The sequence below is a fragment of the Umboniibacter marinipuniceus genome (assembly GCF_003688415.1).
GTDB lineage: Bacteria > Pseudomonadota > Gammaproteobacteria > Pseudomonadales > DSM-25080 > Umboniibacter > Umboniibacter marinipuniceus.
In genome coordinates, this window is sequence record NZ_REFJ01000002.1 from 388,922 (window position 1) to 403,213 (window position 14,292).

11 protein-coding genes are annotated in these 14,292 nt (G+C 47.3%); 5 read left to right on the forward strand and 6 right to left on the reverse strand.

Annotated features, from left to right (window positions below):
* Positions 1-6: 6 nt before the first annotated feature.
* The 5 genes from gspG to gspC are packed head-to-tail and all read right to left on the reverse strand — an operon-like array spanning position 7 to position 5,956.
* Positions 7-441, reverse strand: coding sequence for a type II secretion system major pseudopilin GspG (gspG, locus tag DFR27_RS05650; RefSeq protein ID WP_121876474.1), 435 nt, complete (start codon positions 439-441; stop codon positions 7-9).
* Positions 438-1,655, reverse strand: a complete 1,218-nt coding sequence (gspF, locus tag DFR27_RS05655) for a type II secretion system inner membrane protein GspF (protein WP_121876475.1) — start codon at positions 1,653-1,655, stop codon at positions 438-440. Before gspF ends, gspG begins: the two co-directional genes overlap by 4 nt.
* On the reverse strand, positions 1,652-3,157 hold the full coding sequence (gspE, locus tag DFR27_RS05660) for a type II secretion system ATPase GspE (RefSeq protein ID WP_121876476.1): 1,506 nt from the start codon (positions 3,155-3,157) through the stop codon (positions 1,652-1,654). The genes gspF and gspE overlap by 4 nt, the downstream gene beginning before the upstream one ends.
* A 2-nt stretch (positions 3,158-3,159) precedes the next feature.
* A complete protein-coding gene (gene gspD / locus DFR27_RS05665; protein WP_121876477.1) occupies positions 3,160-5,076 on the reverse strand; it encodes a type II secretion system secretin GspD in 1,917 nt (638 codons plus the stop codon).
* 28 nt (positions 5,077-5,104) lie between these two features.
* A complete protein-coding gene (gspC, locus tag DFR27_RS05670) occupies positions 5,105-5,956 on the reverse strand; it encodes a type II secretion system protein GspC (RefSeq protein WP_121876478.1) in 852 nt (283 codons plus the stop codon).
* A 472-nt stretch (positions 5,957-6,428) separates the two neighbouring features.
* Here gspC and DFR27_RS05675 point away from each other — a divergent pair, with 472 nt between their 5' ends.
* The gene (locus tag DFR27_RS05675) at positions 6,429-7,022 is read left to right on the forward strand and encodes a TetR/AcrR family transcriptional regulator (RefSeq protein WP_170150792.1); all 594 of its coding nucleotides are present in this window, start codon (positions 6,429-6,431) and stop codon (positions 7,020-7,022) included.
* A 127-nt stretch (positions 7,023-7,149) separates the two neighbouring features.
* Here the strand turns inward: DFR27_RS05675 and DFR27_RS05680 are convergent, their stop codons facing one another.
* Positions 7,150-7,599 carry a GNAT family N-acetyltransferase gene (locus tag DFR27_RS05680; protein ID WP_211327569.1) on the reverse strand — a complete coding sequence of 150 codons (450 nt, stop codon included), beginning with the start codon at positions 7,597-7,599 and terminating at the stop codon, positions 7,150-7,152.
* Positions 7,600-7,718: 119 nt separating this feature from the next.
* Here DFR27_RS05680 and DFR27_RS05685 point away from each other — a divergent pair, with 119 nt between their 5' ends.
* The 4 genes from DFR27_RS05685 (at position 7,719) to DFR27_RS05700 (ending at position 14,204) form a co-directional block, all read left to right on the forward strand.
* Positions 7,719-8,432: a 16S rRNA (uracil(1498)-N(3))-methyltransferase gene (locus DFR27_RS05685; protein ID WP_121876480.1), complete on the forward strand. Its 714-nt coding sequence runs from the start codon at positions 7,719-7,721 to the stop codon at positions 8,430-8,432.
* 414 nt (positions 8,433-8,846) lie between these two features.
* A complete protein-coding gene (imuA, locus tag DFR27_RS05690; protein WP_121876481.1) occupies positions 8,847-9,596 on the forward strand; it encodes a translesion DNA synthesis-associated protein ImuA in 750 nt (249 codons plus the stop codon).
* Between the two features lie 3 nt (positions 9,597-9,599).
* Positions 9,600-11,018: a Y-family DNA polymerase gene (locus tag DFR27_RS05695; RefSeq protein WP_121876482.1), complete on the forward strand. Its 1,419-nt coding sequence runs from the start codon at positions 9,600-9,602 to the stop codon at positions 11,016-11,018.
* 6 nt (positions 11,019-11,024) lie between these two features.
* Positions 11,025-14,204 carry an error-prone DNA polymerase gene (locus DFR27_RS05700; protein ID WP_121876483.1) on the forward strand — a complete coding sequence of 1,060 codons (3,180 nt, stop codon included), beginning with the start codon at positions 11,025-11,027 and terminating at the stop codon, positions 14,202-14,204.
* Positions 14,205-14,292: the final 88 nt, after the last annotated feature.

A 14,292-nucleotide genomic window follows, 5' to 3' on the forward strand; every position in this document is an offset into this window, starting at 1 on the left:
AACGGCCTACTCGTCGGCCCAATTACCGATGTCGGCATCAACGTCGTCACCACCTTGAACGCCATCCGCGCCGTAACTAAAGATATCGAATTTACGTCCGTCTTGACCGGGACGAAGATAGAGATATTCATTTCCCCAAGGATCGACAGGGGCTTCTTCTAGGTACCCCTCCTCGCGCCAGTTTGCTGGTTCAGGCGCCATAGTAGGCTTCTCGACTAGCGCCATCAGCCCCTGCTCTGAAGTGGGATAGTTATAGTTATCTAAACGATAGAGTGCCAGCGCACTTTCAATGGCCGCAAAATCTGCTCGCGCCTTACTGACACGCGCTTCATCCGCTCTACCTAAAAGATTAGGCGCTACCACTGACGCCAAAAGCGTTAGGATCACCAACACCACCATAATCTCAATCAAGCTAAAACCTGAGGACTTTGAATACTTCATAACTGCACCATATTATTCATTTCTAACATTGGCATGAGCACTGACATCACAATTGCTAACACTACGCCACCCATAATTAAAATCATTGCTGGTTCGATTAACGTCATTGCTGCCGCTAATTTACCACTAAGTTCTCTTTCCTGATGAATCGCCGCTCTATCTAACATTGGGGCGAGGTCACCACTGCGCTCTCCGCTACCAACCATATGAACCAAGAGCAACGGGTATGACTTACTGTCATTAAGCGCCTTGAACAAACTACTCCCGGCAATCACTTGGTCTGTCACCCGCTGATTTGCGCGCTGCATTGCTACATTTGTCATGACTTCACCAGCAATCTTAAGTCCATCCACCAGATTGACGCCGGAACCCACTAATATACTCATTGTGGAGGCAAAGCGAGTTCCTTCAATACTCCGAATTAAGGGGCCAATTACGGGAAACGTTAATAGTTTGGCGTGGTAATTTGGTTTGATTGAAGGACGGTTGAGCCAACGTTTAACAGCAATCACCAGACCAACAATGACGACTAGGCTAATCGCCCCGTAATTCACCAAGTAGTCACTCATCGCGATAACGATTTCAGTTAGCGCAGGTAAGGCCTGATTCGACTTTTGAAACACCGAGACGATTTCTGGTACCACTGAGGTCATAAGAAACACAACAATACCTAAAGAAACCACCATCAGAACAATTGGATACGCCATAGCGGACTTTAATTTCTGCTGGGTATCCATTCTATTTTCCAAGTAATCCGCTAGCTGCTCCAAAACCTGCCCTAGCAAGCCCGAGGATTCACCTGCTCTAATAAGCGCTCGGTACAAATCATTGAAGCTTTTTGGCGCAACCGCCAGGGCGGCAGCTAAGCTATGCCCTTCCAAGAGCTTGGCTCGGATGGATAAGACCAAGGATTTGGTAGCTGCTTTTTCCGATTGCGCCGCCACGGTAGCTAGCGCTTCATCAAGCGGCATGCCGGCATCAACCAACGTGGAAAGCTGTCGTGTAAAAAGCGAGAGCTCAGAGCCCTTCATAGGATTACGCCAAAAGCGCGTTTGGTTTGTCCGCGTTTCCGCCGATTCACTCTCCGACAGTTTCTCGATAAAAATACCCTGCTCTCTTAATTTGAGCCTGGCTCCACGAGCGGTGTCCGCTTCGATAACGCCCTTTGCTCGGCTGCCGTTCGGCGACTTACCTATATAACGATAAGCACTCACTGCTTGGCGTCCTCAACGACTCGGGCGACTTCGGCGGGTGTCGACTGTCCGGCAAGGACTAGCTCGCGACCGCGCTGAGAGATAGATACCGAATGCAATCGTGCGGCTTTCTGAAGCTCGATATCACCAACTCCATCATGAATGAGTTGTTTCAAGGTTTCGTTCACTTCAACGAGTTCGTAGATAGCTTGACGACCACGATAGCCGGTATGGCTACAGCGCTGACAACCCTGCCCCTTGCGTAGCATTAGCTCAGTATCTGGGTTGACACCAAGCCATTGTTTGTCCGTTTCGGTAGCCGGGTATTCGGTCACGCAATCCACACAGTTCAAACGCACTAACCGCTGAGCCATCACGGCAATGAGACTTGAGGAAAGTAGAAATGGCTCAACGCCCATGTCAGCGAGTCGGCTTATAGCACCTACTGCTGAGTTGGTGTGGAGCGTAGAGAGCACGAGGTGTCCGGTCAAACTTGCTTGAACGGCAATTTCGGCGGTCTCGACGTCGCGAATTTCGCCCACCATCACAACGTCTGGATCCTGACGTAGAATGGCGCGTAGACCGGCCGCGAAGGTCATACCAACCTTGGTATTTACCTGAGTTTGACCAATACCGTGGAGCATGTACTCAACTGGGTCTTCGATGGTCATAATGTTACGCCCTGGCGTATTAATATGGCTGAGCCCTGCGTATAGCGAAGTTGTCTTACCAGATCCGGTAGGACCCGTTACCAAAATAATTCCGTGTGGCTGAGCAAGTAATTGCTTAAACCTTGCTTCGTCATCCACGGGCATTTTTAGTTGTTCAAGATCAAGTTGACTGCTTTGTTTATCTAAAATTCGCAATACCACCCGCTCACCGTAAGCTGAGGGTAGCGTTGACACACGTAAATCAATAGCGTGACCAGCGATTTTGACGGAAATCCGACCGTCCTGAGGAACCCGTTTTTCGGCGATGTCGAGCTTCGCCATTACCTTCAAACGAGAGACTAACAATGGCGCGAGTACACGTTTTGGTGAGAGGACTTCGGTTAACACGCCATCGATTCGAAAGCGGATAACTAATCGTTGTTCGAAGGTTTCTACGTGAATATCTGAAGCTTTTGCGTTAATCGCTTGAGCAAGGACTGCGTTAATTAGGCGAATAACTGGGGCGTCGTCATCCGACGACATTAGCTCTTCAGCATCTGGCATTGCGTCCACCAACGCACTCAAGTCTTCATCTTCGCCCATAACGTCAGCGACTTCTTCCGCACTGTTCTCTCCCGCCTGATAGATCTTTGTCAACCGAGCCTGAAACTCGGCTTGATCCAACCGTTCAGCAGAAAACTTCCCCGCTGTTAAGTGGCTAGTTTCCCTCAGCACAATTTCACTTACCTGATCGTGGAAGATTAGTACCGGTAACGTTCCACTCCAGTCCAATACACACTGATAGTACTCAGCGAAATGGTAGGGGAAAAGCCTTGGTCTTGGTGCTTCAGCGATGAGTTCTTCCTGGGACATGGCTACTGTCCCTCTTGCTCATATTCGGGCAGAACCGGTTGCGCCATGTCATCTAGGAACGTTGGATCTGCATTAGGCATCTCCTGCTGACGCTCGCGGATATACTCATACTTGCCTTCCGTAGTCTGCTGCAGCTGACTACTATCATCAATAACCGTGGCACGAATAAAAACAAGCAGATTTGTCTTCACTAATCGATTACCGTTAGAGCGAAAGAGGCGTCCAAGCAGAGGTATATCACCTAAAAATGGCACCTTTTGCTCGTACTGCTGAAGGTCATCTTGAATCAGACCTCCTAGGACGACGACGCCACCGTTATCGGCAATAACTTGGGTGGTAATATCACGTTTATTGGTAATTAGATCGGACGCATCTACCCCCGTATTACCCGACAAACTTGATACCTCTTGCGCGATATCTAAGACAATGCGGTTATCACCATTAACGCGAGGCGTTACAGTTAATTTGATACCTACGTCTTCACGTTCAATAGTTTGAAATGGAGAGTCTGGGTTACTACTACTGCCCTGTGAGGTATAAGAACCGGTTACAAAGGGGACATTCTGACCTACGTTGATAACCGCTTCACGGTTATCCATGGTTAGTACACTTGGTGTTGAGAGAATATTAGCGCCGTTCTCCTCTTGCAACGCGTTAATTAACACATTGAAGTTGAACGCCCCATTAACGCCTGCAAAACCCAGAGTCTGCCCCTCGACGGCCGATAGTGCTGCGCCTAGTGCAGGAATATCGGGAGTCCCGCCATTACCTATTGCAGCGGCGGTTACGTTACCAATTGAGGCATCGCTACCTGGTGTAGCGGAACTACCATAGCCACCGTTATTGGTATCAGCGAAGAGCCACTGAACCCCTAACTCTTTCCCAGCAGTATCTTGGAGCTCAACGATAATAGCTTCAACCAAGACCTGTGAACGCTCTACATCGAGGCGCTCAATAATATCCTCAAGGGTTGCTAATTCCGTTGGCTCTCCTGTTAAAATTAGCGCGTTAGTCTGCTCGTCGGCTTCAATTTTCATCTGTCGACCGCTGGACTCTCCAGTGTCTCCAACCACACCTCGAATAGCCGCTGCGACGTCCGAGGCCAACGCATATTCTAAGTAAATAACTCGGCTGTTACTCTCAGCCATCACCGCGGTATCAAGTTGAGCCACGAGTTCACGAACGCGTTGCCGGGCCATTGGATCGCCTGTTACGAGTAGACGATTCGCCCGCGCATCGGCGGTTACATTCGCTATTTTTACCCCAGCGTTACTTTCATCACCCAATAGCGCTGATTGCACTAGGTCCGCCATGGTTTGGGCATTAGCATGGGTTAAGCTAATCACTTCTGAGCTATCTAAAACGCTTCGGTCAAAGGCTTCAATTAAATCGCGAATTCGCGCCGCATTCGCCGCTGAATCCGTTATCACAATGGAATTACTGGGGTCATAAGCTGCGAGGTGAGCTTCAGGAGGAACCATAGGGCGTAAAACGGGTAATAATTGCGTGGCTGAAACGTTATTAACCTTGATGACCTGCGTAACTAAACGTGCCGATTGGGCGTCGGCACTAGAGCTATTTGATAGCTGAATACTCGACATGCGGGTCTCAGCTTTCGGCAAGATTCGCACTACTCCATTGTTTTCAACTGCTACGAAGTTATGGACCTCAAGAACTGACAGAAACAGCTCATAGAGCGCATCCGAGTCCAGCGGTTGCTCGGAGACTACCATTACTCGACCATTCACCAATGGATCAACAATAATGGTCTTACCCGTGACATCAGCAACAAAACTGATGACCTCTTTAAGATCGGTGTCTCTGAAGTTAACCGTTAATTCTTGCTCTTGAGCAACAATCAAGCTGGGAGCTAACAATAATCCCGCTACGCAACCTTGAAATTGGCGTTTAAAACGCATGTATCCTCTCCTAATGGAGCTCTAGTTATTATTGTGCAAGCAAAGAGCTCAGTAATTCTTGGGTAAAAGCTACCTGACGCTGGTTTCCATTACGCGAGATGGTCAGATCTAATCGGTCGGCCGATTCCAGCGCTGTTTCAATAGCCGCCATGGAGGCCATCTCACTCAGTGGTTCCCCATTTATAGCAATAACCATGTCACCAGTTTGAAGTTCAAACAATTCGAACAAACCGGTATTACGTCCCGGCGCGAGCATGAGACCTGCTAGTGACCGCCCATCGAAGCTAGGTGTTATTTGTACGAACTCATCGAGCTTAGCCATGGCTTCTGCCTCATTAAGGCCGGCATTATTAATAGGTTCTGACAATTGACTGAGGCTTGGCTCACTTAGCTTCACGTCAATACCGCTGAACTCTTCATCATCTAGGCTTATCTTTTCGCGCACGCCGTTGTTACTTACAACAACTGTTTTGTCATAGATTTCATCAATTACCACCGTTCCCGCTACCGGTAGTGTGTCATTAATTTTATAGGCTCGTTGAGTACCATTAACATTTAAGATTGCGCCGCTGAGTTCAGGGTTTGAACTCGCGATCACAGCACTCAAAGTAACCTGCAAACTCGACTCACGTAGCGCGTCTAGGTTGGTACGCATTTCGGTTTGAGAATCGTTGTTATCGTCAATTTGTACGTTGCTATTGGCCTCGTCGTCAAAAATATCTATCTTCGACGCGCTACTCCGCTGGGAGGATGAACTTGGCGTATTAACAATAACGACTGACTGTGTATTAAATTCGTCCGCAGGTGTTGCTAACAACCAAAACACATTGGCTAGCCGCCAACATAGCCATATCAGCGCTAGCAGGGTTAACAGCAACATGATGTACCGTTTATTTATTATATTCGCAGTGTTCACCGGATCCCTTTGTCAGCAAAGCTTCATCATGCTGTAACTTACACATCAATTGTTACAACTTTGCGAGCTAATAATTGCCGAGTAAGCTTAAGTACTACTTAGTTTGGGCAAGGTTCATTAATGTTAGTATTAGTGCTTTAGGCGCGAACACCATTGCCATTGACCAAGCCCTGTTATCTTATCCCTTATAGTCTTAGCAATGAAAGTTAGATCATTGCCTTTGCAACTTATTCTAATTTATAGGGCTACCCCCTTACATGCAAGTAATTCAGAGGTTTTGAGGCATTTGAAACGCAGACTTACAAAGCTGTTCACCTATAAGTACAAGTACTTGCAGTCACCTATGAGACCCGATAAACTAGCAACAAAAATGAAAAGCGTTCAATGTTGAGCGTTTCGTTTTTACAATAAATATAATAATACAATGAGAGCCCCTATGACCGAGAACCAAGGTATCGATACGCCTAAGCGTCCGCGAGGACCTAACCTGCGCAAGCGTGAGCGAACCCGTAACAAGCTTATCGACGCAGCCGTCACACTATTACTCAGCAAACCTGCCGATGAAATCACAATTCAAGAGATTACTGTTACGGCCGAAGTGGCACTTGGTACCTTCTATAATTACTTCATTAGCAAAACCGCCATGATGAATGCCGTTGCCGATAAATTAATTGGCGATGCGGTATCTCGAGTGATTGTTGATATTGATGAAGTAAACGTAAGCGAGCCAAGCGCACGTTTGCGCATTGGCTTTGATTTGTTACGTGATCATATTACGAATGACCCAAACCTAGGCTTTTTAATGCTCGAAGCCGGTCTACCGCTACACAATTTTATTGCGGGGGTTGAAGTCCTGATAGACCGAACTATCGGCGAGCTTCACTTGGACGCCGCGCAGTCTAACTTAGTGAGTGGCGCAGCAGCCAACCTTTTAATTAAGCATTATACAGGCCATTTAAAAGGCTCTTCAGCGGAAATGCTGATCAGCGTGGTATCAACACTTAGCCGCCGCGTAGCCGTAGCATCCTAAGTTCACAACGCGCTGCTCTAATACCATAGTGCACTATCCTAACACCATAGTGCACTAGCGCTTTGCTTCAGGCATTAGCGCACTATTTATCAGTGCACTATTTATCAGATCGCCCCGCAATTTGAAATCACTGAGCTTCAAGTGTCATCTCAATGTGTGGAATACCATCTTCAAGATACTCATCCGAACTCTGAGCGAAACCAAGTTTTCCATACATACCAGCAAGGTGTGACTGAGCGCCTATTTTGATGGGCTGGTTACCAAAGAGCGTTCGAGCTTGAAGAATAGATCTATCCATTAATTCATAACTAAAGCCGTTGCCTCTGGCAGCGGGCGCTACCACGACACGACCTATTGATATAGCACCAGGGTAGCTAATGCCAGCATCAATTAAGCGTGTGTAAGCAACAACCTCATCGTCATCAACGGCGTAAAAGTGCCAGACATCCGGATCAATGCCATCTATGTCAGGAAATGCACAGTCCTGCTCTACAACGAAGACGTCCTGACGTAGTTTCAGAATCTGATACATATGCTTTGCGCTAAGTCCTGCAAACGATTGGCAATGCCACTCCACTGACCGCTCCTATTCTTTCTGAAGATTTCAACTAGCCACACTGCCTAGTGAAAAATTTAATTGCTGAGTATTTAGTTGAAAAACTATCCCGTAGGGTTTGCTAACGCTAGAATAGCGCTATGAATCTACTTTTACTATTCCCAAGCGATCTTAGCGGCAACAATATTGCTCGTATTTCAGATCATCGCCTGCAACATATTTTATCCGTTCACCGCGCGAACGTGGGTGATTCTATACGAGTAGGAATGGTCAATGGCCTCATAGGTAGTGGCTCCATTGAAAAGTTAGATGAGCAGTCGGCGGAAATTCACTTTAAGCTGGATACACCTCCCCCGCCTAAAAAGCCCCTGCGTATCATTTTGGCACTGCCGCGCCCGAAGATGCTCAAGCGAATTTTACAAACCATTACCACTATGGGAGTTGAAGAGCTCTACCTCATCAATAGCTACCGCGTTGAGAAGAGCTTTTGGCAGACACCAATCCTTTCTGAGTTGGGCCTACTTGAACAACTTACGCTAGGCTTAGAGCAAGCACGAGACACCCAACTACCCAAAATTGAACTGAGAAAGCGATTCAAGCCATTCGTTGAAGATGAGTTACCCTCACTCATTGAACACAGCTACCCGTTAGTAGCCCATCCGGGCGTAGCAACACCTATCCCCCACGCTCTAAACAAGCCCTGTACACTCGCTGTAGGACCTGAAGGAGGCTTTATCCCGTATGAAATAGCCAAACTCGAAGAAATCGGTTTTCACTGCGGTCATATGGGAGCAAATATTCTTCGTGTTGAAACCGCTATCCCGGCACTCATTGCCTCACTCTATAGCTGGTAGAATTGGCCGACAATTATTCCACGCTTGGTAATGCCCAGGCCGTGAATTCAGCTGATGCTAGCAACCTAAATAGCCAGCCTCGGGCGAGCTTCACTGTTCTTACTTCACTGTTCTAACCTCATCGTTCCGGCGTCGGTGATCTGCACCACGCCTCTTAGTCTCGCTCCTCATCTCATCTCATCTCATCTCATCTCATCTCATCTCATCTCATCTCATCTCATCTCATCTCATCTCATCTCATCTCATCTCATCTCATCTCATCTCAACACAGCGGCCAAACTCAAATTCAGCACGTGAAAACTTCCAGCCTAGGTTCAGCTCCTCACGCAATGCGTGCATAAAAAATTTGCAATCTTAAATTTATACTGTATAAATAAACATACTGTATATAAAAACAGTTAACGGAGAGTAAGCATGAAAGCAGAACTTAAGGACATTATCGACTCTAGGCATGACATCTGGTGCGTAAAGAACCAAAGCGCTCCGTTAACACTCAAGGCTGTCGATACTCAATACCGACCACTCAATGATCAGCTAGAACAAGGCGGCTGGCCCATGTCCGTTGCTACAGAGCTATTATGCTCTCACCACGGCGGTGGTGAATTAAGCTTTCTACTCCCTGCGATTGCTAAACTTAGCCAGACTGAGAAATGGGTCGCATTCATTGCCCCTCCCTTTACCCCTTATGGCCCCGCACTTGAAGCTGCCGGTGTTGATAGCAGTCGAATCCTTATGATTCATCCACGTAATAGCAAAGAGTTACTATGGGCCACAGAACAAGCCTTGAAAGCCGGCACCTGTAGTGCGGTAATCTCTTGGTTTGGCAGTCATGACATCGCAACGAAGGACCTACGCCGCATCCAACATGCCGCTAAAAGTAGTGACTGTTTGCATATTCAGTACCGTGACAGCCGTTTTGCCGCTCAGCCATCACCGGCGAAACTACGCCTCAGCCTAACGCCTAATGATGGCCAGCTATCACTTCAAGTATTGAAGCAAACTGGAACATGGGCAGGACAGCAAATTGAGCTACCTATAGACGAAGAGATTCGAGATCAGCAATGCAATGTCATTCAACTTGAAGTACCAAAGAGTAATCGTAAAGAACACCTCGCTATGCCAGTTCACACTGACCCTGCTCAGCGTCAAATTGTATGGCAGTAAACAATGCTTTGGCTGTGTATTCATCTCCCCTTACTACCTGTAGAGATTTACGCGCATTGCGCCAAAGCACCACTGGCAGTATCTGAAAACCATCGCATCAAATACTGTAATGCCCTGGCATCAGCTCAGGGCATTAGTCCTGGTCAATCTTTAATTACTGCATGGGCGCTTCTCTCGGAATTAGAAATTGAAGATCGGGATCATCAGAAGGAATTATTGCGCCTGCAGCTACTAGCTGATTTCTGCCGTGAATTTACCCCACACATCAGTATTCCCTCAAGTGACCGGTTGTTACTCGATTTAACGGGCTGCCTAAACGTCCATGGTGGCTGGCCAAAACTGAAGGAAAAGATTAGTAACAGCCATCTACTCGCCACTCACCACATGCAGTTTGGCCTGGCCAATACTCCGGAAGCCGCTATATTGCTTAGCCACAATTTAAATTTTGAGAGCGAAGTAGTTATTAGCAATGACAGTATTGACCTCGCTAAGATCCAGCACCTTATCAATGAACAGCCTATTGCACAGCTTAACTGTGAGCCAAAGATCATTCAGCGATTGGCTAATTTGGGATTACGAACCCTAGGTGAGGTTAAGCAACTCCCTTCTCATGCGCTAGGCCACCGACAAAGCCATTTCTTTATGGATTACCTTAGCCGTCTATATGGCCTAAAAGGAGATGTCCGGCAACCACATGTTACCCCTCCTCAGTTTCACGAGGAGAGCTTCAGCCTACAGTCCGTTAGTAATCTAAGTGAAATACAGCCTGCATTTGAATTGCAGCTAGAAAAATTACAACGATTTTTACGCCAACATCAACAGCATTGTATCGAGCTGCGTTGGCAGCTACGTAATGAACAGCGCTACTTACATCGCCTTCACGTTGGTGTAGAAGCCTGTAGGAATAACGTAGCCTCTATGCTGAAACTAACCCAGTTACAAAGTGAAAAGCAGCCAATCAAACGGGCGATCAATCAAGTGGCGCTTGAATCTATCCATCGGCCGTTAAGCTTAGAGATTGGTGATGATCTATTCCCTGAGTCTTTAGCAAAGCCATTAGATCGAAAACTAGTGGAAAGCCTTGAAGCAAGACTAGGTAAGGACCGAATCAGCTACCTAAAAAGTCCGGCCAGTCATCGCCCAGATGATCTCGGACAACCTAAGCAGGAGGCGTTGAGCATAGCTAAGCGGCCAACATGGTTATTCAAATCTCCTAAACTTATTCTCCAACGCGGCAAACAGATGGTTTTTGAAGGCCAGGTATTAAGCTTACTTCAAGGACCTGAGCGCATTGACACTCAGTGGTGGAGCTCACGCTGCCAGCGAGACTATTACATCGCTAAAAGTGATCGAGGGTTACGTTACTGGGTCTATAAAGACCTTGCTAACCGCAGATGGTTTGTTCAAGGTATTTTCGCGTAGTCAGCCATGCAGTATGCCGAGTTATTTTGCCGTAGTAATTTTAGTTTCTTACACAGTGCATCACACCCTGAAGAACTGGTAGATCAAGCCGATGACCTGGGCTACGACGCCATCGCTATCACAGATGAATGCTCACTAGCCGGGGTGGTAAAGGCCCATGTTGCGGCCGCTAAGCGAGACATAGATTTAGTCATAGGCAGCTATTTCAAAATTGGCGACCATCACAACCCTATAGCCGAGCTTATCCTACTGGCCCCCAACCGTGATGCCTATGGACAAATTTCGGCACTGATCACCAAGGCAAGAAGAAGGTCTGAAAAGGGGCATTATCAGTTAACGTTAGAAGACCTCAATAACGGTCTGAAGTCTTGCTTAGCCATATGGTTTGTCAGCTCTGTTAAGCAGCAATGCTATCGGCTTGCACCGTTACTCATCAAAGCATTCCCTAAAGGCGTCTGGTTGGGCATCCAATATCACTTAGACGCGCAGTTCATTGCTCATTATAAGCAATGCCTGAGCCTTGCTACTGAATACCACCTCATGATGACCTGTGTTGGTAATATTCGTATGCACCACCGTGATAGACAACCGCTATTAGACGTCTTAACGGCTATTCGCCAGAACACCACTTTGACAGAGCTAGGCCTACATGCCAGCAAAAACCGAGAGTGCGCTTTACAGAACCTACAGCAAATTCATCGCCGCTTTCCAGAGGCACTGATTAAGGAATCCATCCACATTGCCCAGCAATGTCACTTTTCTTTGGATGAACTGCGTTATAACTACCCTGCTGAATTGGTTCCTAGTAATAAAACACCCAGCGAGTGGCTAAGCGAGTTGGTACACGATGGCTGCAAAAAGCGTTGGCCAGAAGGCGCTAACGACCAAGTAACAAAGCAAATCAAATATGAGCTTAACGTTATTAGGGAGCTCAAATATGAACATTATTTCCTCACAGTTCATGACATTGTTCAATTTGCTAGAAGCCAACATATCCTATGCCAAGGGCGTGGTTCGGCCGCTAATTCTGCCGTTTGCTACGCGCTCTTCATTACTGAGGTGGATCCTGCACAGTCGAATCTACTTTTTGAACGATTTATCTCAAAAGAACGAAATGAACCCCCTGATATCGACGTTGACTTCGAACATCACCGCCGCGAAGAGGTTATTCAGTATATCTATAAGAAGTACGGTCGCGACCGAGCCGCGTTAGCAGCAACCGTTATCACGTATCGGCCGCGTAGTGCTATCAGAGATGTTGGTAAAGCTATTGGCCTAGATGCGGTTGTAGTAAATAAGCTAGCAAAGAGTCTAGCGTGGTGGGATCGCTCTGGTGATCTAGAAACCAGACTAGGCGAAGCAAATTTATCGACCCGCTCTCCCATCACTAAGCACTACGCCTTTCTCATTAAGGAAATTTTGGGCATGCCGCGACATTTATCTCAGCATGTTGGCGGCTTTATTGTCACGGATGCGCCAGTCTATTCACTAGTACCCATTGAAAACGCTGCAATGGAGGGCCGAACTATTATTCAATGGGATAAAGATGATATTGAAGCGCTAGGTCTGCTAAAGATCGACGTACTTGCCCTAGGGATGTTAAGCGCTATCCAAAAGTCTCTCGCGGCCATTAACGTCTATAGCGCTACCCCAGTGACACTGGCAAGCATTCCTGCTGACTGCCCGAAGACTTATGGCATGCTCAGCAGAGGCGATAGCATTGGTGTCTTCCAGGTTGAGTCTCGCGCTCAAATGAACATGCTGCCTCGCCTGCAGCCTAACTGCTTTTACGATTTAGTCATTGAAGTAGCCCTGGTACGACCAGGCCCCATTCAAGGCGATATGGTTCACCCCTATCTACGAAGACGCCAAGGCTTAGAGCAGGTTGATTACGCCAATGAAGCGGTCCAAGCTGTTCTGGAAAGAACCCTTGGGGTACCAATATTTCAGGAGCAAGTGATCAAGCTGGCTATGGTGGCAGCAGGCTTTAGTGGCGGCCAAGCCGATCAACTGCGGCGAGCAATGGCTAACTGGCGGCGTAATGGAGAGCTGGCTCAATTCAAGGAGCCCGTTATTACAGGAATGTTAGAGCGCGGACATAGTCTTGATTTTGCTGAACGTTTGTTTCGACAAATGGAAGGCTTTGGTGACTATGGTTTTCCCGAATCTCATGCTGCTAGCTTTGCCCTACTCGTTTATATTTCGGCATGGCTAAAATGTCACTACCCAGCTGCGTTCTATTGTGGTTTGTTAAACAGCCAACCGATGGGTTTTTATAGTCCATCACAGCTCCTGCAGGATGCCAAACGCCATGGCGTAGATATCCTACCCATTGATATCAACCATAGTCACTGGGACTATCAACTTGAGGTGCTATCGGAAGCTAGTCCCTTACGCGCTTCACAGGGTAGTCCGCAAATAAGCACTGACAGTGCTGCTACGATTACAACTCAATCACCGTCACTTAGAGTTGGGTTTCGTCAGATAAAGGGCTTCTCGAAGCCTTCCGCGGATGAAATTACCAGTCGCCGGTTGAAGCAGCTGATTAGCGGGGCGAACGACGCTAAAAAGCGCTGTAAAATTGCCTCCGATCAACTTGAGAAATTGATTGCTGCCGGAGCCTTTAATCAACTGGATGGCAACAAACATCTTAGCCATTGGTTAGTTCAAGGGGTCTCTGAAGCAGTTCTCACTCATGACAACATTGAACGGACTAAGGTTAGCCTAGCGGAACCCTCACCATGGGACCAACTAGCAGATGACTACCAACATACTGGAATTACCCTGAATCAACACCCGTTATGGCTACTACAGGAAACCAACCCGATTAATCAGTGTACCAACGCACAGGATTGTTTTTCACTTCATCAAGGTAGATGGGTGCAGATTGCTGGCATCGTTAGCTGTCGGCAAAGACCTAGCACAGCCTCCGGCCTAGTGTTTTTAACACTCGAAGATCACACAGGTAATCATAATGTTATTGTCGAAAAAGCGGTACAAGAGCGCTGCCGAAAGGCACTGCTTGCTGGTCAATTACTACATATTAAAGGGGTGATTGAGCGAGTTGATCCGCCCAAGCTCCAAGCCCACGGTGAGACTTCAACGCTTATTCATATCAAGGCAGGACATATTGAGGACATTAGTCACTTATTGAACTCAGAGCACCAATCTAGAGATTTTCACTGAGTTTCAAGCGTAATATGAGCAGCACTAACCACAGCGGAATTACTATTTGGCGAAGAAGGTTAATCTGGGGCAAAAGCTTCATCGCTAC

Excerpts from the sequence above, each read along its gene's own strand:
- gspG (WP_121876474.1), bottom strand. The coding sequence starts at position 441 with ATGAAGTATTCAAAGTCCTCAGGTTTTAGCTTGATTGAGATTATGGTG.
- gspE (WP_121876476.1), bottom strand. The coding sequence starts at position 3,157 with ATGTCCCAGGAAGAACTCATCGCTGAAGCACCAAGACCAAGGCTTTTC.
- gspD (WP_121876477.1), bottom strand. The coding sequence starts at position 5,076 with ATGCGTTTTAAACGCCAATTTCAAGGTTGCGTAGCGGGATTATTGTTA.
- gspC (WP_121876478.1), bottom strand. The coding sequence starts at position 5,956 with ATGTTGCTGTTAACCCTGCTAGCGCTGATATGGCTATGTTGGCGGCTA.
- DFR27_RS05675 (WP_170150792.1), top strand. The coding sequence starts at position 6,429 with ATGACCGAGAACCAAGGTATCGATACGCCTAAGCGTCCGCGAGGACCT.
- DFR27_RS05685 (WP_121876480.1), top strand. The coding sequence starts at position 7,719 with ATGAATCTACTTTTACTATTCCCAAGCGATCTTAGCGGCAACAATATT.
- imuA (WP_121876481.1), top strand. The coding sequence starts at position 8,847 with ATGAAAGCAGAACTTAAGGACATTATCGACTCTAGGCATGACATCTGG.
- DFR27_RS05695 (WP_121876482.1), top strand. The coding sequence starts at position 9,600 with ATGCTTTGGCTGTGTATTCATCTCCCCTTACTACCTGTAGAGATTTAC.
- DFR27_RS05700 (WP_121876483.1), top strand. The coding sequence starts at position 11,025 with ATGCAGTATGCCGAGTTATTTTGCCGTAGTAATTTTAGTTTCTTACAC.